This is a genomic window from Vogesella oryzagri (assembly GCF_040148885.1).
Classification (GTDB): domain Bacteria; phylum Pseudomonadota; class Gammaproteobacteria; order Burkholderiales; family Chromobacteriaceae; genus Vogesella; species Vogesella oryzagri.
Map to the genome: position 1 here is coordinate 493,244 of NZ_JBEFLD010000001.1, position 24,171 is coordinate 517,414.

A 24,171-nucleotide genomic window follows, 5' to 3' on the forward strand; every position below is an offset into this window, starting at 1 on the left:
CCTGCCAAGCGGCAGGTTTTTTTTATTCATCCCCATTGTTTGACCAGAAATCCGGGGCGGATGCCGGCGTCTTTCAACGAGACGGGGCCAGTGATGGTGTATTCGGCAAGTGCAGTATTGCGTGGTAACGGCTCGCCGTACATATCGCCGCTGCCGGCACGTACCGCGGCCACGCGCGGCGTGTTGCCCCTGCCTTCGGCGGGGCGCTGTACCACCACGGCGATCTCGCCATTGCCCAGGCGGACAAAGCTGCCGGGTGGGTAGATGCCGATTTCCTTGATCAGCATGGCGACAAAGCGGGCATCGAACTCGCTGAAGTCGCCCCGGTACAGCTTGCCCAGCGCAATGGACGGCAGGTGGCCGGGGCGATGGGCGTGGGTGGTCAGGAGCGAGGTCAGCACGTCGGTGAGGCGAATCAGGTGGGCGCCGGGGTCGATCTGTTCTTTCTTCAGCCCATAGGGGTAGCCGCTGCCATTCCATTCTTCATGGTGCTGCTGTATCAGCAGGTGCCAGCGCTCATCCTCGATTTTCAGATCACGTAGGATGGCCGACGACAGCAGCGGGTGTGCGTACATCTCGGAGCGCTGTGCATCATCCAGCGGCTGTTCCTGCCGGCTCAGCTCGCTGTGCATCGCGGTGGTCGAGATGTTCATGGTCAGTGCGGCACACAGCAGGATCTGTTGCTCGGCCGCTGGCAGGTTCAGGCGGCGGCCCAGCACCGCCAGAATGGCGGCGGTATGCAGGCTGTGCATACTGCCATAGTCTTTGTATGGCACCAGCAGACAGGCGGCAATCAGCCCATCCGGGTGCTGCTGCGCCAGCCGGATCAGTTGCTCGGCAACATGCTCGATTTCTTCGCCAAAATTGCGGAACTGGAAAAAGCGGTTCAGCAGACCACCCATCTTGTGCGCTAGACGATCCATCTCGATGATGGGATTGTTCTGCCGATTGGCGTGCTCGCGGCGTTCCTGTTCGTGTTTCTCCCGACGCTCGCGCAGCTCCTTTTCTATCTGCGCTGCGCGATCATGCCCGGTGATCAGGCCATGATCCAGCAGGCGCTGCTTTTGTGCTTCAGTCAGGACGTAGTGGCCCCGCTTGATGAACAACATGCCGTTCTTGGCAAACACATCGGTCGGCAATTCGGCACCGATGGTGATCATGTTGGGTGGCAGCGGGGTGGTGGGCTTGCTCATGGTGGTCTTGCCTTAAAGCGCGATGCGGCAGTGTGGGACGCGTTAGCGAATCAGTGGGGCGCTGGTGCGCAGGCGCTTCCACAGGTCTGCCAGATACTGGGGGCGGATGCCGATCTGCTGCTGGTCCAGGGCCTGCAATATCTTGTACTGCGAATTATTGGCCTCGCGCAGTTGCGGTTTGTTATAGGAGCTGCCGTTGTTGCTGCGCAGCACCGCAACGCAGGGCTCATTGGCGCGGCTGCGGCGTTGCAGTACTACCCCCATCTCGTGATTGGCCAGCTGTACAAAACAGCCGGGCGGGTAGATGCCCAGCTCTTTCACCAGTAAGGCGGTAAAGCGGTAATCGAACGAGCGGTCGGCTTCCAGAAACACATGCGCCAGCGCCTTGTTGGGCTTCAGTGCCGCGCGGTAGCCACGCGGCGCCAGTTTTGCGGCGGTGACATCGGCCAAGTGCAGCAAGTGCGACAGCGGCTCGATATGCTCGCGGTTCAGCCCATACGGGTAGCCGCTGCCATTCCATTGCTCGTGATGGGTCTGCACCAGCTGGTGCCACACCTCGTCATGGACGCCCAGCTCACGCAGCATGGCCGAAGACAGCAGCGGATGGGCTTCAATCTGCTGCCGCTGTTCGTCGGTCAACGGGCTGCTCTGGTGGTGCAGGCTGTCCATCAGGCTGGCAATTGACAGGTTCATGGTCAGTGCGGCACACAGCAGGCTGCCCCTGACCTCGGCCGGCAGCTCCAGCTTCTCGGCCAGTACGGCCAGGATGATGGCGACGTGGATGCTGTGCGCCGACGCGTACTTGCTCATCGGCACCAACAGCACTGCGGCCAACATGCCGTCCGGCGCGCGCAGGGTAAAGGCGGTGAGGCGGCTGACCAGCGCGCGTACCCGCTGCTCGAAGCCCGCGGCCGACAGGCCGGTGCCGAGCAGAAAATCCAGATGCCGCGTGGCGTGCCGGACTTCCTCAAACGGACTGAAGTCGCCGATGCGCGTCAGGTCGCTTTCCAGCGGCGGCAGGCGGCCGGCGGGCTGGGTCACACCCATGCTGACCAGCCGTTCGCGCTGCCGCTCGTTCAGCACGTAATGGCCTTTTTTCAGCAATAGCAGGCCGTTGCGGGCATAGATGTCCGTCGGCAATGCTTCGCCGACTTTCAGGACCTGCGCCAGCGGCGGCGTGTTATCGGATTTCCCCATGGCACCCATATGTAAGTAGCTGCAACAATACTCATTTGATTGTGGCACAAATCCCGGCTAGGGCGGGGCGAGTCCAGCATCAATAGTTGCGGGGCAGTTCATCCCATAGCTTTTGCAGACGTTTCATCGACACCGGATACGGGGTCTTGAGTTCCTGCGCAAACAAACTCACGCGCAATTCCTCGATGTGCCAGCGGAAAGCCTGCAGCGCGTCCGAAGGTTGGCCGCGTTCGGCTTCTTCCGCCATGCGTGCCTCCCACTTGGCCCACAGCTCGCGGATCTCCGCGCCGCGCTGGCCGTCGCGCTGGGCATTGGTCGGCTGCTTGTCCATGCGCAGCCCCATCGCCTTCATGTAGCGCGGCAGCTGCGGCAGCTGCGGCCATGGTGTGGCGGCCAGGAAACCCTTGTACACCAGGCGGCCCAGCTGCTGGGTCAATTCGAAGCCCAGCTTGTGTTTTTGCAGTCGCGGCGCCAGCGCCTGGTATTCGGCGGCGATCTGGTTCAGATAGCTGGTCACCGCCTGGGTGACGGCCGGCAGGCGGGTGCGGGCGCGGGCCTTCTGTTCGTTGAAGGCTTTTTCCGTGCGCGGTAGCTCGTCGTCGCCGATGAAGGCACGGTCGCAGATGGCAGCGATGGCGTCCTGCAGCAGCTCGTCCACATTGCACACCGTGCGTAGCTGCAGCCCCAGCTGGGTCATGCCCGGCAGGCCCTTGTTCAGCTGCTTCATGTGCTCCTTCAGCTGGTATTGCAGCAGCCGTACCACGCCCTGGCGGTGGGCATGGTGGGCCGCACCCTCGGTGTCGAACAGGCGAATGGCCACCTGCTCGCCCTTGGCATCGGTTTCCAGCGTCAGAGCCGGGAAACCGGTGAGCTGCTGGCGGCCGCGCGCGAACTGGATCGCCTGCGGCAGCTCGCCAAAGTCCCACGCTTCTACCTGATCGCGCTCGAACTCGGCGCTGGTGTCGCGGAAGGTCAGCTGTGCCGCCTGGCCGAACTGCTTCTGCAGCACCACCAGGTCGCGGCCCATGCCGATTTCCTGCTTGCCGTCGTCGATGATGCGGAAGTTGAACAGCAGGTGCGGTGGCAGCTCCAGGGTGTCGAATTCCAGCGGGTCCACCTTCACGCCGCCGGTGTGGCGCAGGATGAAATGCGCCAGCTGCGGCCCGATCGGCTTGAACTGGTCCGGGCCGCTGAGCAGAAACTGGGTGACGAAGTCCGGTACCGGCACGCAGCTGCGGCGAATCTGCTTGGGCAGCCCCTTGATCAGCGCCTGCAGCTTGTCGCGGATCATGCCCGGCACCAGCCATTCGAACTCGGCCGGCTCCAGCGTGTTCAGTGCCGCCAGCGGCAGGTCGATGGTGACGCCATCCAGCGGATGGTTCGGCTCGAAGCGGTAGCGCAGGCGGCAACGGCTGCCGGCGATCTCGCGGTACTCCGGAAACTGGTTTTCCGACACATGCTCGGCGGCATGGCGCATTAGCTCCTCGCGGGTGAGGAACAGCAGCTTGGCGTTGGCCGCCTCGGCTTCCTTGCGCCAGGCTTCGAAGCTAGCAGCATCCACCACCTCATTACCGATGCGCTCGGCGTAGAAGGAAAACAGCGCCTCCTCGTCTACCAGCACGTCCTGGCGGCGCGCCTTGTGCTCCAGCTGTTCCACCTCGCGGATCAGCTGCTGGTTGCGCTGGAAGAACGGCGCATTGCTGACGTATTCCATCGCCACCAGCGCCCCGCGGATGAACAGCTCGCGCGCTTCCTGCGGCGCGATGCGGCCGTAGCTCACCGGGCGGCGCGCGATCAGCGTCAGGCCGAACAGCGTCACGCGCTCGCTGGCCACCACTTCACCGCGCGACTTCTCCCAGTGCGGCTCGAAGTGATGCAGCTTGACCAGGTGCGGCGCCACGTCCTCCACCCAGTCCGGCTCGATCTTGGCCACGCAGCGCGCGTACAGCTTGGTGGTTTCCACCAGCTCGGCGGCGATCAGCCATTTCGGCTTGGCCTTTTTCAGGCCGGAGCCCGGAAACACCAGAAAGCTGCCGCCGCGGGCGCCGGTGTAGTCGTCGCCTTCCTGCGATTTCATCCCGATATTGCCGATCAGGCCGGTAAGCAGCGCTTTGTGCAGCTTCTCGTAGGCCAGCGCCTCGGCCTGGGCGCGCTTCTTCGGCGTGGCTTCGGGGTTAGCCGCAGCCGCCGGCGCATGCGCCAGTTCTTTCTCGATCAGGTTCAGGTCCGAGGCAATCTCGGCCAGCTGCGCGTGCAGCTCGCGCCACTCGCGCATGCGCAGGTGCGACAGGAAATGCTCGTGGCACAGGTTCACCAGCTGGCGGTTGCTGCTCTTGCTGGCCAGCGCGGCGGCAAAGAAATCCCACAGGTGCAGGAAGGACAGGAAATCCGATTTCTCGTCGTTGAAGCGGGCATGGGCGCGGTCGGCGGCCTCGCGCGCCTCGAACGGCCGCTCGCGCGGGTCCTGCACCGACAGTGCAGCGGCGATGATCAGCACCTCGCGCACGCAGTGGTAGTCGCGGCCGGCCAGCAGCATGCGGCCAACCTTGGGGTCTACCGGAATGCGCGCCAGCTCCTTGCCCACCGTGGTGAGCTGCAGCGCCTCGTCCACCGCGCCCAGCTCCTGCAGCACCTGGTAGCCATCGGCGATCAGGCGGCTGGATGGCGGCTCGATGAAGGGGAATTGGTCTACCTGGCCCAGCCGCAGCGCGGCCATGCGCAGAATCACCGCCGCCAGGCTGCTGCGCACGATTTCCGGATCGGTAAAGGCGCTGCGGGCGTTGAAATCGGCCTCGTCGTACAGCCGGATGCACACCCCGGCCTCCACCCGGCCGCAACGGCCGGCCCGCTGCCGCGCGGCGGCCTGCGAGATTTTCTCCACCTGCAACTGTTCCACCTTGGCGCGCGGGCTGTAGCGCTTGATGCGCGCCTGGCCGGTGTCGATCACGTACTTGATGCCGGGTACGGTCAGCGAGGTTTCCGCCACGTTGGTGGCCAGCACGATGCGGCGGCCGCCGGACGGCTTGAAGATTTTCTGCTGGTCCTCGTTGCTCAGCCGCGCGAACAGCGGTAGCACCTCGTAGTGGCGGATGCCGCTGCGGCGCAGCTTGTCGGCGGTATCGCGGATCTCGCGCTCGCCCGGCAGGAACACCAGGATGTCGCCGGGGCCGTGGCGCGAAATCTCGCTCACCGCCTCGACGATGGCGTCTTCCATCTCCATCTCGCGCTCGTCTTCGTCGCGCTGCTTCAGCGGGCGGTAGCGCACTTCCACCGGGTAGGTGCGGCCGGAGACTTCGATCACCGGTGCGTTGTTGAAGTGGCGGGCAAAGCGGTCGGCATCGATGGTGGCCGAGGTGATGATCACCTTCAGGTCCGGCCGGCGCGGCAGCAGCTGCTTCAGGTAGCCCAGCAGGAAATCGATGTTGAGGCTGCGCTCGTGCGCCTCGTCGATGATGATGGTGTCGTAGGCTTCCAGGTGGCGGTCGGTTTGGGTTTCCGCCAGCAGGATGCCGTCGGTCATCAGCTTGATGACGCTGCGCTCCGACAGCTTGTCGTTGAAGCGCACCTTGAAGCCAACATGGTTGCCCAGCTCGCTGCCCAGCTCCTGCGCGATGCGGGTGGCTACCGAGCGTGCGGCCAAGCGGCGCGGCTGGGTGTGGCCGATCAGCCCGTACACGCCGCGGCCCAGTTCCAGGCAGATCTTGGGAATCTGCGTGGTTTTGCCGGAGCCGGTTTCGCCGCAGATGATCACCACCTGGTGGGCCGCGATCGTTGCCTTGATGTCGTCCAGCTTCTGGTTGACCGGCAGCGCATCGTCAAAGGTTGGCCGCGGCAGGTGCTGGGCGCGCACGGCGGCACGGCTGGCGGAGCGGGCAATGTGGGCGGCGATGTCGGCCAGCAGGCGGTCGGATGGCTGGTTCTTGCGCAGGCGCTGTTCGATGTCCTGCAGCTTGCGCTTGAGGCCATGGCGGTCGCGGATCAGGCAGGTGGCAAGGGCGGCTTTGAGTTCGGGCAGGGTGGGGGTGGTCATGCGGCGGGAAAGAGCACGGAATTCGACAAGGCGGGCAGTATAGCAGAGGGCTATCGCCAGCCCGGCAACGCATTGCGGCCAACCTTGAGGTTGGCCGCAATGGGCAGACGGCGGCCGGCGTGGGCGGTGGCCGGATCAGGCGTTATCGCTTGCCTGTTCCGCGGGCTTGAGGCTGATGGTGGTAGCGCTGGGCAGGCCATCCTTGGCCCAGCGGTCGAACTCGGCCATGATCGTGTCGTAGGTCTGGTTGCTGATGTCCGGCAAGGCGCCGCCCAGCGCCTCCTTGGCTTGATCAAAGCCCTGGCTGACGGCATCGCGCACGGCTTGCAGCCGCGATGGGTCGTCGCCAATCATTGAGCGGGCAAAGCTCAGGATGCGCTCGGCGGTCTTGCGCACGCCGAATTCGCCATCCTCGGCAATGGCGGCCTGTGCCGCCTTGATGGTTTCCGGGTCGGCGGTCAGTTTTTGTTCGCCGCTAACCACCTTCTTCCATTCCAAGCCCTGCGTTTGAATCAGGTTGCCCAGCAATTGCAACATTTCACCGGCCTTGCGGTCGGATTCTTCCAGCATGGCGGCCAAGTCCACCTGCTGCGGCGCGTCGCTCTTGCGCGGCTTGTCGTAGGTCAGCGCCGCGGTGTCATCCTGCTGGCCCAGCGTCACTTTTTCTTGCTGCTTTTCGCGCTGCTCGGCCTGCTTGGCGTCGGCACGGGCGTGGGCATCGCTGCTGACCTGGCGGCCTGGCGGGGTAATAGGTGGGGCATTGATACGCGAGATGTCCATGGATGGCTCCGGGGCAAAAAAGGGGATAGTTCTTTATCGGCCAAGCCCCGGTTTTTTGCAGGTCTGAATGCCGTTTCGGCGATATGATTTGCGGCGGCTTGTTGCGGCCAGGTAAACGCCGCCATGGCAAATGGGTCAAGCGTCTTATTTTAAGGTTTTTGCTATGGAACCAAACGCTTGATCAATGGGCGTGCATTATCGAATAATGCAAATGACAAGTGTTATCCGATTTGTCTTTTATCAATGCCTATCAAATCAATATGTGAAATATAAAGCTTTCTGATTTGAATACTGTCTGGAGTAGGGTGTGACGTTTCCCCATGTCGTTGAATCGATCATTTCCCGCAATGTGCTGACGTGTACCCCGGACACTCCGGTGAGCGAAGCCGCACAGGCGATGTGCCGTGCACATTGCGGCTCCATCGTGGTAGTGGATGCGCAGGGGAGCCCGCTGGGCATCTGGACCGAAAGCGATGTGGTCAAGCTGGACCTGTTCCATCCGGATGTGGCGCGGTGTCCGGTACGGCAGTTCATGAGTTCTCCGGTGCTGAGCATCCCGGCGGATATGTCGGTACAGGAGGCCACTGCGCACATGCACGATAACAGGGTGCGCCACCTGCTGGTGACCAGCCCGGTCAGCCATCAGTTGCTGGGCTTGGTGTCGGCCACCGATATCGTGGTCAATCAGGATGCCGAGTTCTTCCTGCGCCTGAAGCGGCTGGACAGCATGCTGCACCGGCCACTGGTGATCGTGAATGCCGACCAGCCGGTGGTCGAGGCCATGCACCAGATGCGCGATTTCACGGTGGAAGCACTGGGGGTGCGCTACCCGGACGGCAGCTGGGGCATCCTGACCCAGAGTGACGTGGTGCGCTTTGTCGCCGGCGGCGACAGTGCGTTGCCGGTGGCGGCGCTGGCCAGCCACCCGCTGCGCACGGTGCCGCGGCAGATGACCCTGCTCAACGCCCGCCGCATGCTGCAGGAAGGGCGTACCCGCCACCTGGGGGTGGATGGTGACGATGGCCAACTGGTGGCCATCATCGGCATGTCCGACATCCTTGCCACCATGGAGCAGGAGTTCCTGATCGAGCTGCGCTCGGCGCTGCGTGAGCGCGATGAGGCGCTGCTGCAGTCGCGTCAGAGCCTGCAGCTGGCCGACAAGGTGTTCGAGTCCACGCTGGAAGGCATTGTCATTACCGATCACTACGGGGTGATCCAGTCGGTAAATCCGGCCTTTAGCCGCATCACCGGCTACAGCCGGGAGGAAGTGCTGGGCAAGACACCGGCGATCCTGAAATCCGGCCGCCAGTCGGCGGATTTTTACGAACACATGTGGCGGCAGCTGAAAAACGACGGCTACTGGCAGGGCGAGGTGGTGAATCGCCGCAAGAGCGGCCTGCTGTATACCGAGCACCTCACCATTACCGGCATCCCGGATGGCTTTGGCGGTATCCGCCACTACGTCGCGGTGTTCTCCGACATCACCCAGCGCAAGCAGGCGGAGGAGCGGCTGCACTTTCTGGCCAACCACGATGCATTGACCGGGCTGCCCAACCGCACGCTGTTCGGCGAAAAACTGCAAAGTGCCATCGAGCAGGCACAGGAACACGGCCAACGTTTGGCGCTGATGTTCATCGACCTGGATCGCTTCAAGCTGATCAACGACACCCTCGGCCATCAGGCCGGCGACGAACTACTGGTCAAGATCGCCGCCCGGTTGCAGACGGAAGCCCCGGCCGGCAGTACCGTGGCACGTCTGGCCGGCGACGAATTCACCCTGCTGCTGCCCAATGTCGGTTCGCTCAACAGTGTCGCCAGCCTGGCGCAGGACGTGCTGGACGGCATAGCCGGTGAGGTGGTGCTGGCTGGTAGCAGTAAGGTGTTCATTTCCGCCAGCCTCGGCATTGCCATGTATCCGGAAGATGGCACCACGGCCGATTCCTTGCTGGTCAACGCCGATGCCGCCATGTACCGCGCCAAGAACCGCGGCAAGAACACCTTCCAGTTCTACACCGCCGACATGAATGCCAGCGCCATGGCACGGTTGAAGCTGGAGTACGGCCTGCACCGGGCGCTGACGCGCGACGAATTCCAGGTCTGGTACCAGCCCAAGGTGGATCTGGCCAGCGGCCGGCTGGAGGGCATGGAGGCGCTGGTGCGCTGGCAGCATCCGGAGATGGGGCTGGTGTCGCCGGTGGATTTCATCCCGGTGGCGGAAGAGTGTGCGCTGATCGTGCCGCTGGGCGCGTGGGTGCTGAGCGAGGCTTGCCGCTTTACCCGTCAACTGCAGGCGGATTACGACTTTAGCGGCCGCGTGGCGGTGAACCTGTCCGGCCGCCAGCTCAAGTTTGGCAATATCGTGGATACCGTGCAGCAGATCCTGCAGGACAGCGGCCTGCCGGCCAGCTGCCTGGAGCTGGAAATCACCGAAAGCACGGCGATGGACAGCGACCAGGAGGTTGGCCGCGCGCTGGAAGGTTTGCGCAGCATGGGCGTGACGCTGGCGATCGACGATTTCGGCACCGGTTACTCCTCGCTGGCCTACCTCAAGAGCCTGCCGGTACAGGTGTTGAAGATCGACCGCTCCTTTATCGCCGATCTGCATCAGGACAAGGACGACGCGGCGATCGCCTCGGCGGTGATCTCCATGGGCCGCAGCCTGGGCCTGTCCATTGTGGCCGAAGGGGTAGAGCTGCCGGCGCACCGCGACTTCCTGCGCGCGCAGGGCTGTCATATGGCGCAGGGTTATCTGTACGGCAAGCCGATGCCGGCTGAGGCGTTTCGCCGCTATGTGCAGACGTTCGAGGCGCAGGGGTAGTGCAGGCGGTATAACGTTGGCCGCAGACCACAGAGTCGGTGTCATTGACACCGACTCTGGCGTTTGTGCCGTGTATGGCGGCAGTCGCCCGCAGCCGGCGCTGCGCGACGGATTGCCGGCTGCAGGCGGCCGCCGCTGCGACCGGGTGTCGCTTTTTTTGTCGTCGGTTGCGGCTTGATTTTGCAGTATTTTTGCCGCGGTACCGTGTCTGGCGGCCGGCCGCACCGCAGATGTCGCAATCGGGCCGATTCAGACCGTTTCCCTTTCGTTGGCAGCCCATGTTGGGCGCGTATTCTCGCGGGCACGGCAGCTTCCAGGCCGTGTTGGCGTGGCCCGTCCCGGGTGGCGCCGTTGCAAACAATCACAGCCCATCCAACAAGGCGGAGACAAGCAATGAGTGACAATCGCGGTGTGGTGTACATGGGGCCGGGCAAGGTCGAAGTGCGGGAGATCGAATCTCCGCGCATGATCGACCCCAGCGGGCGCGCAATCGGTCACGGTGTGATCCTGAAAGTAGTAACGACCAATATCTGCGGTTCCGACCAGCACATGGTGCGTGGCCGGACCACCGCGCCGATCGGCCTGGTGCTGGGCCACGAGATCACCGGCGAGGTGATCGAGGTTGGCCGCGACGTGGAAACCCTGCAAGTGGGCGACCTGGTATCGGTGCCGTTCAACGTGGCCTGTGGCCGTTGCACCAGCTGCAAGGAGCAGCATACCGGCGTGTGCCTGAACGTGAACCCGGCGCGTGCCGGTGGCGCCTACGGCTACGTGGACATGGGCGGCTGGATCGGCGGCCAGTCCGAATACGTAATGGTGCCGTACGCCGACTTCAACCTGCTGAAGTTCCCGGACAAGGATCGCGCCATGGCCAAGATCCGCGACCTGACCTGCCTGTCCGACATTCTGCCTACCGGCTACCACGGTGCGGTGATGGCCGGCGTCAAGCCGGGCTCGTCCGTATACGTCGCCGGTGCCGGCCCGGTAGGCCTGGCGGCAGCCGCTTCCGCCCGCCTGCTGGGCGCCGCGGTGGTGATCGTGGGCGACATGAACGCCGACCGCCTGGCGCACGCCCGCGCCGTGGGCTTCGAAACCGTGGACCTGTCGCTGGATGCCTCGCTGGGCGAGCAGATCGCCGCGCTGCTGGGCGTGCCGGAAGTGGACTGCGCGGTGGATTGCGTAGGCTTCGAAGCACGCGGCCACGGTGCCGGCAGCCACGAAGAAGCCCCGGCCACGGTGCTGAACTCGCTGATGGAAATCACCAAGGTAGCCGGCGGCATCGGCATCCCCGGCCTGTACGTGACCGACGATCCGGGCGCGGTGGATGCTGCAGCCAGGAAGGGCAGCCTGAGCATCCGCTTCGGCCTTGGCTGGGCCAAGTCGCACAGCTTCCACACCGGGCAGACCCCGGTGATGAAGTACAACCGTAACCTTATGCAGGCGATTCTGTGGGACCGCCTGCCGATCGCCGACATCGTCAACGTGGAAGTGATTTCGCTGGATCAGGCGCCGGAAGGCTACCGCGCGTTTGATGGCGGCGCGCCGAAGAAATTCGTGATCGACCCGCACAACACGCTGAAGTCGGCGTAAGGCCGCAGGCTGTTGCAGCCATGACAACGGGCCTCTGCATGCAGAGGCCTGTTTTGTTTGTGCCAAGGTTGGCCGCATGCGGCCAACCTTTCGGGCGGTAGACCAAGAGCCGGCTCAATATCTGCCGCCTGCGTGCTGGGCGGGCCAAAGCAGCTTATCATGTCAATGTGTTAGCATGGCTGTTATCGGCTAGGAGCCGACACTTGGAAACATCACCGCAAAGCGGCCGTTAAACCAACAGTTTGGCTCTGGCTATTTAACACGGGATTCTTTGAGATGCGCTGGAAAACAGGAAGGCTGTTCAAAATTAAATTGAGCAATGGGGGGGCTGCCTTTGCTTTGGCTTTAGAGTTTCCCGAGTTCGCATTTTTCAATTGCTTTAATCCAGATGCCACCATCCAAGAGATATTGAAATCAGGTGTATTGTGGCGGCTCTGGGTCATGAAACATGTGTCAAAAGAGCCGGGCTGGCAGCCTATAGCGGTAGTGACAGACATTCCAAAAAATCTCCTGCAGGCAACTCCTCGCTTCAAAAAGGATAAAATTTCGGGTCAGTACACAATTTACATAGATGGTGTCGAAAGCCCAGCTACAAAAGAGCAATGCATTGGACTTGAGTCGGCTGCTGTATGGTCGGCATTACATCTGCAGGATAGATTGCAAGATCATGTGGCGGGTATACCTAATAGGTGGGTAGTATCATTGCTGCCATAGCCAGTAACCAACTTTCGCTCAGGGGCAGCTTTCGGCCAGGAGCGGTCGGCAAAAGTTGTGTTCATAAAGCGGTCATTTTGATAATTCAAGTCAGACCCATTAATTCAATGTTGGTGATTATAAACACTCAGTACTCGCACAGAAATTCGCCAAATTAATTTACTGGCCACCTATTAAAAAATTAGGCATACCATGAAAATACAACTCTCGACAATGGTAAAAATTTCAGCGCTGCCAGTTTTTATTAGCCTATGCGCTTCATACTATTTTTTCGCCAACGATCACCCCGCACTAACAAAAACCTTGAAACAATGGCAACCCAAGCCGAATCACCCGGCAATTGTTGCACTTAATCGCGATAGTACACGCCTAGCGGTAGCCAACGTATTAAGTAATGAAATTCGCATCTTCTCCGTGCCAAGTTTTGATCTGCTCAGAATCATTAAAAAACAAGGGGGCGTGAGTGCAATTTCATTCGCACCTGACGGCAAGACATTAGCGGCTGGTAGTGAATTTTCAAGACTAATAGAGAATCGCAATAGCATACGCCTTTGGAATTCGGACACTGGTGCGCTGCTATGGGAGCCGGCTGGCTTCATTGCCGGGAAAAGCGCAGAAAATGACGTTAACGATTTAGTTTTTTCTCCCAACGGTAAAAATCTTCTTGTATCAATGTATTCACTCCATCCGTATAAAAAATGCTGCTACCTATTTCTTATTAAATTAGAAAAGAAAAGCATAAGTGGCTTCGGAACCTCTTTATCATATTCTGTAAGTTACTCTCGAAATGGTCGACGAATCGTGTCTGGGGGATTTGGTGGACTGCAAATATGGTCTGCGACCGGAGGGGGGGCAGAATGGGAGCAAACCTTACAAAATAAAAAAAACCGCGGCACTTTTGATCCGTTTATGAAGTTGGCATTTTCTAACGATGGCTCTGAGCTTTTGGTTGTTAACGAGAAAGGGGCAAAAATCCACAGTGCAGCGACTGGGATTCAAACGTTCACCTTGCCAATTGAGAGTAAAAACATTCGGTTGGCAACATATTCACCAGATGGTCGTTACATTGTCGCCGCTTCTAATCGACTTTTCATATTTGATGCAATTTCGAAAGTATTGCTAGAAGAAAGCGCCTTGCCCAAAAGTGCTAATTCAATTTCATTCGATGGCAGTGGTCGAAAATTCGCAGTTGGAACGGATTCAGGCTACGTAGTAATAAAAGAATTCTTGTCAAACTGATTTCCGTAAATTTGACGTTGTGAATTTCTGCTTCTAATGTCAGGCTATGGCTTCTTCGGGTCGGCTGTTGCCACGGGGTGGTTAGCAGCGGCTGGCCAGCCGGTGCCGTTCGGAGTCTGGCTGAGTTGTTATTTGAACGGCGGCTTCGCTCTACAATCTGCCGGCATGACTACGCACGCTTATCGGCCACCGTGGTCAGGTGATTGCGTTGGTCGCTTCCCTGCCCATACAACAAAGCCCTTGCGCATTGCGCAAGGGCTTTGTCATCAGGAGTTGGCCGCATGCGGCCAACCTGGCGGTCATCAGGCGCCGATCTTGTCCTTGCCGCCCAGGTACGGACGCAGCACTTCCGGCACGGTTACGCTGCCGTCGGCGTTCTGGTAGTTCTCCAGCACTGCCACCAGGGTGCGGCCAACTGCCAGGCCGGAGCCGTTCAGGGTATGCACGTAACGGTTCTTGCCATCGGCATCCTTGAAGCGGGCCATCATGCGGCGTGCCTGGAAGTCGCCCATATTGGAGCAGGAGCTGATCTCGCGGTAGGTGTTCTGCGCCGGCAGCCACACTTCCAGGTCGAAGGTCTTGTGTGAGCCAAAGCCCATATCGCCAGTGCACAGGGTGATCACGCGGTAGGGCAGGCCCAGCGCTTTCAGGATGTTTTCGGCGTGGTTCACCATCTCGTCCAGCGCGGCAAACGAGTTGTCCGGGTGCTCGATGCGCACCATTTCCACTTTGTCGAACTGGTGCTGGCGGATCATGCCGCGGGTGTCGCGACCGTAGCTGCCAGCTTCGGAGCGGAAACATGGTGAGTGCGCGGTCATCTTCAGCGGCAGCTCTTCCAGTTTCAGGATGCTGTCGGCCACGGTGTTGGTGAGGGTGATTTCCGAGGTGGAGATCAGGTACTGGTCGACATTGCCTTCTTCGCCGCCACGGGTCACCTTGAACATGTCCTCGGCAAACTTGGGCAGCTGGCCGGTGCCCAGCAGTGCGGTGTCGTTGACGATGTACGGGGTGTAATGCTCAACGTAGCCATGCTCGCCGGTGTGGGTGTTCAGCATGAACTGCGCCAGCGCACGGTGCAGGCGGGCGATGTCGCCTTTCAGCACGGTGAAGCGGGCGCCGGACAGCTTGGCGCCGGTGTCGAAATCCAGCCCCAGCGGCGCGCCCACGTCCACGTGGTCTTTGACCGCGAAGTCGAAGCTGCGCGGGGTGCCCCAGCGACGCACTTCCACGTTGCCGCTTTCGTCATTGCCGGCCGGCACCGATTCGTGCGGCAGGTTGGGGATGCTCATCAGCCAGCCATCCAGCTGCTTCTGTACGGCGGCGAAGCCGTCTTCCGCCGCTTTCAGCTCGTCACCCAGGGTGGCGACTTCGGCCATGATGGCGGACACGTCTTCACCGTTTTTCTTGGCGATGCCGATCTGCTTGGACACGGTGTTGCGCTTGGATTGCAGCTCCTGCATGCGGGTCTGCAGGAATTTGCGCTCGGCTTCCAGCGCATTGAAGGCGTCCACGTCCAGGGTGTAGCCACGGCTCGCCAGACTGGCGGCCACTTCTTCGATATTGCTGCGCAGCAGTTGAATGTCCAGCATGGTTCAATCCTGTTTTTTTTGAATTGGCTTGTCGATTACACCCGCGCCCGGCGCGAGCGGGTCCGTCATCTTGTACTTGCGGTACCCGACATGGCAGTGGTTGCTGGCCGGGTAGTGCCGCCGACATGGGGCGGGCGACGCAAACCGCAAGTGTACTGGCTAGCTGTGGGGTTTGTCCTGTCCGGCAATGCCGGGATGGCGATTTGCGGCGCCATGGTTGGCCGCATGGCAGGGCTGCGGCCAAGCCGACGGCGTCATTTCTTGCCGGCGTCCTCGTCCAGCTGGCGCAGGAAGGCCAGTTTGTCGGCAATCTTGCTTTCCAGCCCGCGGGGTACCGGCTGGTACCAGCCGGGTTCGGCCATGCCGTCGGGGAAATAGGTCTCGCCGGCGGCGTAGGCGTGCGGCTCATCGTGGGCGTAGCGGTAGTCGTGGCCGTAGCCCAGCTCTTTCATCAGCTTGGTGGGGGCGTTGCGCAGGTGCACCGGCACCTCGCGGCTCTTGTCCTGCTGCACGAAGGCTTTGGCCTGGTTGTAGGCCATGTAGCCGGCATTGCTTTTGGCGGCGATGGCCAGATAGATCACCGCCTGCGCCAGTGCCAGCTCGCCTTCCGGGCTGCCCAGCCGCTCGTAGGTGGCGGCGGCGTCGTTGGCGATCTGCATCGCGCGTGGGTCGGCCAGACCGATGTCTTCCCACGCCATGCGCACGATGCGCCGTGCCAGGTAGCGTGCATCGGCGCCGCCATCCAGCATGCGCGTCAGCCAGTACAGCGCGGCATCCGGGTTGGAGCCGCGCACCGATTTGTGCAGTGCGGAGATCTGGTCGTAGAAGTTGTCGCCACCCTTGTCGAAGCGGCGGGCGCTGACGGTGAGCACCTCGGCCAGAAACATGGCATCGACACTGGCGACCTTGCGTGCGCGCGCCGCGGTGATGGTCTGTTCCAGCAGGTTGAGGAAGCGACGCGCGTCACCGTCGGCATAGCCGGCCAACGCCTCGGCGGCGCCGTCGGCAAAGCTGATGCCGTCCAGCCGGCCGCTGGTCTGCACTCGTTGCAGCAGTGCCAGCAGATCATTGTTCTGCAGCGATTTCAGTACGTAAACCTGGGCGCGCGACAGCAGGGCGGCGTTGACTTCGAACGACGGGTTCTCGGTGGTGGCGCCGATGAAGGTGAGCAGGCCGGATTCCACGAACGGCAGGAACGCATCCTGCTGGCTCTTGTTGAAACGGTGCACTTCATCGACGAACAGGATGGTGCGCCGCCCGCTCTGCTGCAGCGTGGCATGGGCGCGTTCCACCGCCTCGCGGATTTCCTTTACCCCGGACAAAACTGCCGACAGCGGGATGAACTCGGCGTCAAACGCATTGGCCAGGATGCGCGCCAGCGTGGTTTTGCCCACGCCGGGCGGCCCCCACAGGATCATGGAGTGCGGCACCTGTGCATCCACCGCCAGCCGCAGCGGCTTGTCGGCACCGATCAAATGTTGCTGGCCGATAACCTCGTCCAGCGAGGTTGGCCGCATGGCCTCGGCCAGCGGTTTTATCGGCTCGCGCGCAAACAGGTCCATGGCTTACTCGCTGACCACATCCACGCCCTTGGGCGGGGTAAAGCTGAAGTGTTCGGCACCCAGCGGCGGGTTCTTCTTGATGTTGCTGAAGCTGATGCGGGTGGTATTGCCGAAGCTGTCGGTCAGCTCCATGGCCACCAGCTGGTTGGCGCTAAAGCCCATCTTGATGGCGTCGAAGGTGTTGTCGGATTTTTTCGGCGTGGCAGCCAGCCATTCCACCTGCCCCTGGCGGCCAACCTCGCGCAGCAGGTAGTCGCGCTCGATGGCATTGCTGCCAGCCAGCAGTGCCGCCGGGCTGCTGCCCAGCGTGCCGGCCTGGTTGCGCTTGGTGATCTGTGCCAGTTCCTTGTCGTACACCCACAGCGTCTTGCCATCGCCGACGATCAGTTGCTCGTACGGCTGGGTGTAGCTCCAGCGCAGCTTGCCCGGGCGCTGGATCTCCATCTGGCCGCTGGCTTTTTCCTGGCCGTTCTTGTTGGTCACGGTCTGGCTGAAGCTGGCGGACAGGGTCTTGGTGCCGGCGACAAAGGCCTTGAGCTGGGCGATGGCGGCGGCGTTGGCCGGGGCGATCAGCGCGCAGCACAGTGCGAAACTGGCGAATGCTTTCATGGGGTTCCTGTCAGTGAGGGGATGGCCGATCAGACCATGCCTCGCGGTGACTGTTCGTGTGATTCTGTTAACGAATGCGTACCGTTGGCCGCCAGCCTGCGGCCAACCTTGTTGCCAGTGCTTACATGAAGCGGTTGGTGATCGGGTAGCGCCAGTCCTTGCCGAAGCCGCGGTGGGTGATGCGCGGGCCTACCGGCGCCTGGCGGCGCTTGTATTCGTTGATCTTCAGCAGCCGCACCACCTTGTTCACGTCCGCCTCGGCAAAGCCGGCCTTGACGATATCGGCGGCGGACTGGTTGCCTTCCACGTAGCGTTCCATGATGGCGTCCAGCACCTCGTACGGTGGCAGGCTGTCCTGGTCTTTCTGGTCCGGGCGCAGCTCGGCGGAGGGCGGGCGGGTGATGATGCGTTCCGGAATCACTTCGCCGACGCTGTTACGCCAGCGGCACAGCGCGAACACCAGGGTCTTGGCCACATCCTTCAGCACCGCAAAGCCGCCGGCCATGTCGCCGTACAGCGTGCAGTAGCCGGTGGTCATCTCCGACTTGTTGCCAGTGGTCAGCACCAGTTTGCCGCTCTTGTTGGACAGTGCCATCAGCAGCGTGCCGCGAATGCGCGCCTGCAGGTTTTCCTCGGTGGTGTCGGCATCCAGGCCGGCAAAGGAGGGCGCCAGTGCCGCCATGAAGCTTTCGTACATCGGCCAGATTTCGATTTCGTCGTACTTCACGCCCAGGCGGCCAATCATGTCGCGGCTGTCCAGCACGCTGATGTCGGCGGTGTAGCGCGACGGCATCATTACCGCGTGTACCTTGTCGGCGCCCAGCGCATCCACTGCCACCGCCAGCGTCAGCGCGGAGTCGATGCCGCCGGACAGGCCGAGCAGGGCGCCGGGGAAGCGGTTTTTACCTATATAGTCGCGCACGCCCACCACCAGCGCGCGGTAGATACTTTCCAGCTCGTCCGGCAGGGGGGTAATGTTGGCCGCGGCGATGTCGCCGTCCACCACATCCAGCAGCAGCAGCTCGTCGTCGTAGGCGGCGGCCTGTGCCACTACCTCGCCAGCCCGGTTCACGGCGAAGGAGCCACCGTCGAACACCAGTTCGTCCTGACCGCCGGTCAGGTTGACGTAGGCCATCGGCACGCCGGTTTCTTCCACCCGGTAGCGCAGCACTTCGTGGCGGGTGGCGATCTTGTTGCGATGGAACGGCGAGGCGTTCAGCGACACGATCACCTGTGCACCGGCGTCGGCGGTTTCCGCCGCCGGCTCCACCGACCATACGTCCTCGCAGATCAGCACGCCCACCTGCACGCCATTCTGCTCGAATACCAGCGGCGCGGCGCCGGGGGTGAAGTAGCGGCATTCGTCGAATACTTCGTTATTCGGCAGCAGCATCTTGTGGTACTGGCCCAACCTATGACCATCCCGCAGCACGGTAGCGGCGTTGAAGCGCTCGTTGCCCAGCTTGACCGGGTGGCCGATCACCAGGGTGATGCCGTCCAGCATCTCCAGTTCGTCGATGCCGTGGGCGATGTCGCGATAGAACTGGTCGCGCAGCAGCAGGTCTTCCGGGCTGTAGCCGGTCAGCGCCAGCTCCGGGGTAACCAGCACGTCGGCGCCTTGCGCCATGGCCGTGCGGGCGAGTTCGAGAATCTTCTGGGTGTTGCCGGGGATGTCACCCACCACCGGGTTGAACTGGGCTAGAGCAATACGCATGGCTAAAGACAGCTTGTTGTAAGTTAACGGGGGGATTCTACCTGATCGGCCGCCAGCCTGCGCCGGCCCATGTGGCGGCGCTGCTGCGGCGGGCAGGGCATGATCATTGGCGCTTTGCCTGCCGGATCAAGCGCTTGCCGCCGTCGCTGTTGCCGGCACGGCGCAGGGTTGGCCGCAAGTTGCCGCATGCTGTACTTTTTTCTGCAAAAAAGCTTGCCAATACAGGGTACGTCCCCTAAAATGCGCAGCCTCTGACGACGAAACGCCTAGCGCCGTTGTCAAAGCCATCTGGAGAGGTGGATGAGTGGTTTAAGTCGCACGCCTGGAAAGCGTGTTCAGGGTAATACCCTGACGGGGGTTCGAATCCCCCCCTCTCCGCCAAATTGCCTCATAAAGCCGGTTCAACGCCTGCTTTATCAAATTCCGGTTTTATAGAATTCTGGAGAGGTGGATGAGTGGTTTAAGTCGCACGCCTGGAAAGCGTGTTCAGGGTAATACCCTGACGGGGGTTCGAATCCCCCCCTCTCCGCCAGAATGTGAAAAGCCCCGAGCAATCGGGGCTTTTTGCTGGCTGCTGGGAAACTACCCATTTATGCATCACCGGACCCGGCAAAGCCGGGCCGCTCCAGCCAAGTGCTTGCATCGGCAGCCTTTCCGTTTACAAAACCAAGTCCTTCCGCGTAGCGAAAGAACTTGGTCAATACTCTCAAAAAGCCCCGAGCAATTGGGGCTTTTTGCTTTTTTTGCCCGCCGCTTTGCGCCATGCTCAAAGCACCCCGCCGCTGCGGCCAACCTGCTCGGAGTTATCCATGTCTGCCCTGCACCCCATCGACGCGCTGATCGCGCAACTGCCCAAGACCGAGCTGCACCTGCATATCGAAGGCACGCTGGAACCGGAACTGATGTTCGCCCTGGCCGCGCGCAACGGCATCACCTTGCCGTATGCCGACATCGCCAGCCTGCGCGCCGCCTACGACTTCAGCAATCTGCAGTCCTTCCTCGATCTGTACTACGCCGGTGCCGGCGTGCTGCAGACTGAGCAGGATTTCTACGATCTGACCTGGGCCTATCTGCAGCGTGCTCACGCCGACGGCATCGTGCACACCGAGATTTTCTTCGATCCGCAGACCCACACCGCGCGCGGCATTGCCTTTGCTACCGTCTACCACGGCATCAGTCGCGCGCTGGAAGAGGCCGAGGCAGAGTGGGGCATGACTTCGCGGCTGATCATGAGCTTTCTGCGCCACCTCAGCGAGGAAGACGGCTTTGCCGTGCTGGAGCAGGCGATGCCCTACCTGTCCGGCATCGATGGCTTCGGGCTGGACTCCAGCGAGGCCGGCCACCCGCCGTCCAAGTTCCAGCGCCTGTTCGCCCGCTGCCGCCAGCTGGAGCTGCCCTGCGTCGCCCATGCCGGCGAGGAAGGCCCGGCCGCCTATGTGTGTGAGGCGCTGGACTTGCTGCAGGTGTGTCGCATCGACCACGGCGTGCGCAGCCTGGAGGACGCGGCGCTGGTGTACCGCTTGGCCGCAGAGCGCATGCCGCTGACGGTGTGCCCGCTGTCCAATATCAAGCTGAAAGTGTTTGCCGATCTGAGCCAGCACCCGCTGCGCAGCATGCTGCAGGCCGGGCTGGTGGCGATGGTGAACTCCGACGATCCGGCCTATTTTGGTGGCTACTTGGGCGATAACCTGCTGGCCTGCCGCCGTGCGCTGGACTTGGGCGCCGACGAGATCGTGCAGTTGGTGCGCAACAGCTTCGAAGCCAGCTGGCTGGCGCCGGCGCAAAAGGCCGATTGGCAGCGCGCCATCAGTCATATCGTGGCGCAATGGCAGCAAGAGCAGGCGGTCTGAGCTGTTGCGTGGCAAAGCAACAAAAAGCCCGGCACAAGCCGGGCTTTTTGCTGGTGCTGGCGACACTCAGATCGGCTGAGTGGCTTGCTGCAGCCAGGCCAGCGCCTCACCGCTGACCAGCGGGGCGATGCGCTCGCGCACTTCGGCGTGGTAATCGTTGAGCCAGGCCAGCTCGGCCGGGCTCAGCAGCTCGTGCACGATGCAGCGGCTGTCGATCGGGCACAGCGTCAGCGTTTCAAACTTCAGGAAGCTGCCGAAGCTGTTGTCGGCGGCCGGCACGTTCAGCAGCAGGTTCTCGATGCGCACGCCCCACTGGCCCGGGCGGTAGATGCCCGGCTCGTTGGAGGTGATCATGCCCGGCTGCATCGCCATGGTGGCCTCCGGCTGCGAGCGGGAAATACTCTGCGGGCCTTCGTGCACATTCAGGAAGTAGCCCACGCCATGGCCCACGCCGTGGCCGAAGTCGATGTCTGCCTGCCAGATTGGCGAGCGCGCCAGCGCATCCAGCATCGGCGACGGCGTGCCCACCGGGAAATGCGCCATGCTCAGCGCGATCATGCCCTTGAGCACCAGGGTGAAATCGCGACGCTGCGCGTCGCTGGGCTGGCCCACCGCCACCACGCGGGTGATGTCGGTGGTGCCGTTCAGGTACTGGCCGCCGGAGTCGATCAGCAGCAGGCCGTTGCCGGCAATCTCGCTGTGGCTGGCTTCGGTGGCGCGGTAGTGCGGCAGCGCACCGTTGGCGTTGAAGCCGGCAATGGTGGCAAAGCTCGGGCAGACAAAGCCGGGGCGGCGTGCGCGCGCGGCGGTGATCTGCTCGTCGATGGTCAGCTCGGTGATGCGGCTGCGGCCAACGTTGGCCTCGAACCAGGCAAAGAACTCGGCCAGCGCGGCGCCGTCCTGCGCCATGGCCTGGCGCACGTGGGCGGCTTCGGCAGCGGTCTTGCGCGACTTCAGCAGCGTGCCGGGGTTGATCTGCTCGCTCACCAGCACGCTGTCCGGCACCGCCTGGCGCAACCCCAGGGTGATGCGGCGCGGGTCCAGCAGCAGCTTGCTGCCGGCAGCCAGCGCTGCCAGAGCGCTTTTGGCCTGCTCGTAGCTGGCCAGCTGGATGCCGTCGGCTGCCAGTTCCGCCGCCAGTGCGGCATCGATCTTGCCGGCCCCAACGAACAGCGTGGCGCTGTCCTGCCCCAGCAGCAGGTGGGCAATGAACACCGGGTTGTAGTTCACATCGCTGCCGCGCAGATTGGTGAGCCAGGCAATGTCATCCAGCGTGGAGATGAAGTGCCAGTCGGCGCCGGCTTCGCGCATGGCGCTACGCACTGCAGCCAGCTTGTCGCCACGCGGCGTGCTGGCATAGGGCGCCAGGTGGGCATACACCGCTGCGGCCGGCAGGGCGGGTCGCTCGGCCCACACCTGCTGCAGCAGGTCAAGATCGGTGCGCAGATGCACGCCGGCACCGGCCAGCGCAGCCTGCAGCGCGCGTGCCGCAGCCAGGCCGAGTACGTCGCCATCCACCGCCAGCGTGCTGCCGGCGGCAAGGTTGGCCGCCAGCCAGTCCAGGTGCTGGGTACTGGCCAGGGTCTGGATCTTCATCAGCTGGATGCCGCTGCCGGCCAGTTCCTGTTCCGCCTGCACCCAGTAGCGGCTGTCCGCCCACAGGCCGGCAAAGTCGGCGGTAACGATCAGCAGCCCCACCGAGCCATGAAAGCCGGACAGCCAGCGGCGGCCCTGCCAGTAGCCCGGCAGGTATTCGGACAGGTGTGGGTCGGAAGACGGGATCAGGCAGGCGCTGATGCCGTGCTGTTGCATGGCGGCGCGCAGGGCGGCAATACGCTGGGGGATCTGGCTCATGGTGGGCTCCAACAAAATATTGTATTCATTTTGCGGAACAGCATAAGCGTGCGCAAGCGCTGCGGCGGGAAACAGCAAATTGCTGAACTATCGGACAGGTGGGGTTTCTGCGTGCGCGGGGTGAGCAGAATCGCGGAATAAAAAAACCGGGGCAGGGCCCCGGTTTTGCATGCAGTGCAGCGTGCTTACGGGCGCTCAACTGCCAGCGCTACGCCCATACCACCGCCGATGCACAGGGTAGCCAGACCTTTCTTGGCATCGCGGCGCTGCATTTCGTGCAGCAGGGTCACCAGTACGCGGCAGCCGGAGGCGCCGATCGGGTGGCCCAGCGCGATGGCGCCGCCGTTGACGTTGACCTTGTCGGCGCTCCAGCCCAGTTCACGGGCCACGCCCAGTGCCTGTGCGGCAAACGCTTCGTTGGCTTCCACCAGGTCCAGGTCTTCCACCTTCCAGCCGGCCTTGTCCAGCGCCTTGCGGGTGGCGGCTACCGGGCCGATGCCCATGATTTCCGGCGCGCAGCCGGTCAGGGCGTAGGACTTGATCACCGCCAGCGGCTTCAGGCCCAGTTCGGCGGCCTTGGCGGCAGTCATCAGCATTACGGCGGCGGCGCCGTCGTTGATGCCGGAGGCGTTACCAGCGGTCACGGAACCGTCTTTCTTGAACGCCGGGCGCAGTTTGGCCAGCGATTCGGCGGTGCTGCCAGCCTTGATGTATTCATCGTTGGCGAAGGCTACCGGGTCGCCTTTGCGTTGCGGTACCAGCACCGGCACGATCTCGTCCACGAACTTGCCGGCTTTCTGCGCGGCTTCGGCACGGTTCTGCGATGCCAGTGCCAGCGCGTCCTGCTCGTCGCGGCTGATCTCGTACTTGGCGGCCACGTTCTCGGCGGTGATGCCCATGTGGTACTGGTTGTACACGTCGGTCAGGCCGTCGGCCACCATGGTGTCCACCAGCTGAGTGTTGCCCATGCGGAAGCCATCACGCGAGCCCGGCAGAATGTGCGGCGACAGCGACATGTTTTCCTGGCCGCCGGCGATCACGATCTCGGCATCACCGTTGGCGATGGCCTGGGCACCCAGATGTACGGCGCGCAGGCCGGAGCCGCACACCACGTTGAGGGTGGACGCCGGGGTGGATACCGGCAGACCGGCCTTGATCAGCGCCTGGCGCGCCGGGTTCTGGCCGCTGCCTGCGGTCAGTACCTGGCCCAGGATCACTTCGCTGACGGCTTCCGGCTGTACGCCGGTTTTTTCCAGCAGGCCCCTGATCACGGTCGCACCCAGCTCCGGGGCCGGGATCTTGGACAGGGAACCGCCAAAGCTGCCAACGGCGGTACGCAGGGCAGCAACAATCACTACGTCTTGCATCGGGTTTCTCCAGAATGTTGTGTTATGTGCTTGTTGGAGTAGGTATGGCACAGGGCGATACCTAC

At 62.4% G+C, this 24,171-nt stretch carries 15 protein-coding genes and 2 tRNA genes; 7 read left to right on the top strand and 10 right to left on the bottom strand.

The features are described 5' to 3' along the window. Positions 1 to 26: 26 nt before the first annotated feature. From ABNW52_RS02450 to ABNW52_RS02465, 4 genes are all read right to left on the bottom strand, one after another. Positions 27 to 1,193 carry an HD-GYP domain-containing protein gene (locus ABNW52_RS02450; protein WP_349583525.1) on the bottom strand — a complete coding sequence of 389 codons (1,167 nt, stop codon included), beginning with the start codon at positions 1,191 to 1,193 and terminating at the stop codon, positions 27 to 29. Between the two features lie 42 nt (positions 1,194 to 1,235). Then, the gene (locus ABNW52_RS02455) at positions 1,236 to 2,390 is read right to left on the bottom strand and encodes an HD-GYP domain-containing protein (RefSeq protein WP_349583528.1); all 1,155 of its coding nucleotides are present in this window, start codon (positions 2,388 to 2,390) and stop codon (positions 1,236 to 1,238) included. 79 nt (positions 2,391 to 2,469) lie between these two features. After that, positions 2,470 to 6,420, bottom strand: a complete 3,951-nt coding sequence (gene hrpA, locus ABNW52_RS02460; protein WP_349583530.1) for an ATP-dependent RNA helicase HrpA — start codon at positions 6,418 to 6,420, stop codon at positions 2,470 to 2,472. A 135-nt stretch (positions 6,421 to 6,555) separates the two neighbouring features. After that, positions 6,556 to 7,200, bottom strand: a complete 645-nt coding sequence (locus ABNW52_RS02465; RefSeq protein ID WP_349583531.1) for a hypothetical protein — start codon at positions 7,198 to 7,200, stop codon at positions 6,556 to 6,558. 307 nt (positions 7,201 to 7,507) lie between these two features. Here ABNW52_RS02465 and ABNW52_RS02470 point away from each other — a divergent pair, with 307 nt between their 5' ends. The 4 genes from ABNW52_RS02470 (at position 7,508) to ABNW52_RS02485 (ending at position 13,561) form a co-directional block, all read left to right on the top strand. Then, positions 7,508 to 10,018, top strand: coding sequence for an EAL domain-containing protein (locus tag ABNW52_RS02470; protein ID WP_349583534.1), 2,511 nt, complete (start codon positions 7,508 to 7,510; stop codon positions 10,016 to 10,018). A 393-nt stretch (positions 10,019 to 10,411) separates the two neighbouring features. After that, positions 10,412 to 11,608, top strand: a complete 1,197-nt coding sequence (fdhA, locus tag ABNW52_RS02475; RefSeq protein ID WP_349583537.1) for a formaldehyde dehydrogenase, glutathione-independent — start codon at positions 10,412 to 10,414, stop codon at positions 11,606 to 11,608. Between the two features lie 276 nt (positions 11,609 to 11,884). Next, the gene (locus ABNW52_RS02480; RefSeq protein WP_349583539.1) at positions 11,885 to 12,322 is read left to right on the top strand and encodes a hypothetical protein; all 438 of its coding nucleotides are present in this window, start codon (positions 11,885 to 11,887) and stop codon (positions 12,320 to 12,322) included. A gap of 192 nt (positions 12,323 to 12,514) precedes the next feature. After that, positions 12,515 to 13,561 carry a WD40 repeat domain-containing protein gene (locus tag ABNW52_RS02485; protein WP_349583542.1) on the top strand — a complete coding sequence of 349 codons (1,047 nt, stop codon included), beginning with the start codon at positions 12,515 to 12,517 and terminating at the stop codon, positions 13,559 to 13,561. 302 nt (positions 13,562 to 13,863) lie between these two features. On the opposite strand, the gene serS is transcribed toward ABNW52_RS02485, so the two are convergent. From serS to ABNW52_RS02505, 4 genes are all read right to left on the bottom strand, one after another. Continuing rightward, a complete protein-coding gene (gene serS / locus ABNW52_RS02490; protein ID WP_349583545.1) occupies positions 13,864 to 15,150 on the bottom strand; it encodes a serine--tRNA ligase in 1,287 nt (428 codons plus the stop codon). A gap of 254 nt (positions 15,151 to 15,404) precedes the next feature. Next, positions 15,405 to 16,712 (bottom strand): replication-associated recombination protein A, encoded by a 1,308-nt coding sequence (locus tag ABNW52_RS02495; RefSeq protein ID WP_349583548.1) that lies wholly within the window; start codon positions 16,710 to 16,712, stop codon positions 15,405 to 15,407. Positions 16,713 to 16,715: 3 nt separating this feature from the next. Continuing rightward, positions 16,716 to 17,321 (bottom strand): outer membrane lipoprotein periplasmic chaperone LolA, encoded by a 606-nt coding sequence (gene lolA / locus ABNW52_RS02500; protein WP_349583551.1) that lies wholly within the window; start codon positions 17,319 to 17,321, stop codon positions 16,716 to 16,718. A gap of 121 nt (positions 17,322 to 17,442) precedes the next feature. Further along, positions 17,443 to 19,035, bottom strand: a complete 1,593-nt coding sequence (locus ABNW52_RS02505; protein ID WP_349583554.1) for an NAD+ synthase — start codon at positions 19,033 to 19,035, stop codon at positions 17,443 to 17,445. Between the two features lie 290 nt (positions 19,036 to 19,325). Here ABNW52_RS02505 and ABNW52_RS02510 point away from each other — a divergent pair. The 3 genes from ABNW52_RS02510 to ABNW52_RS02520 all read left to right on the top strand — a co-directional run bounded on the left by ABNW52_RS02510 (position 19,326) and on the right by ABNW52_RS02520 (position 20,885). Continuing rightward, a tRNA-Ser gene (locus ABNW52_RS02510) sits at positions 19,326 to 19,416 on the top strand. A gap of 60 nt (positions 19,417 to 19,476) precedes the next feature. Further along, positions 19,477 to 19,567 (top strand) — tRNA-Ser (locus tag ABNW52_RS02515). A gap of 277 nt (positions 19,568 to 19,844) precedes the next feature. Continuing rightward, the gene (locus tag ABNW52_RS02520) at positions 19,845 to 20,885 is read left to right on the top strand and encodes an adenosine deaminase (RefSeq protein ID WP_349583557.1); all 1,041 of its coding nucleotides are present in this window, start codon (positions 19,845 to 19,847) and stop codon (positions 20,883 to 20,885) included. A gap of 66 nt (positions 20,886 to 20,951) precedes the next feature. Here the strand turns inward: ABNW52_RS02520 and ABNW52_RS02525 are convergent, their stop codons facing one another. Beyond that, on the bottom strand, positions 20,952 to 22,739 hold the full coding sequence (locus ABNW52_RS02525) for an aminopeptidase P family protein (RefSeq protein WP_349583560.1): 1,788 nt from the start codon (positions 22,737 to 22,739) through the stop codon (positions 20,952 to 20,954). 185 nt (positions 22,740 to 22,924) lie between these two features. Beyond that, entirely contained in the window at positions 22,925 to 24,106 is a 1,182-nt protein-coding gene (locus ABNW52_RS02530) for an acetyl-CoA C-acetyltransferase (protein WP_349583562.1), read from the bottom strand. Between the last annotated feature and the right edge of the window lie 65 nt (positions 24,107 to 24,171).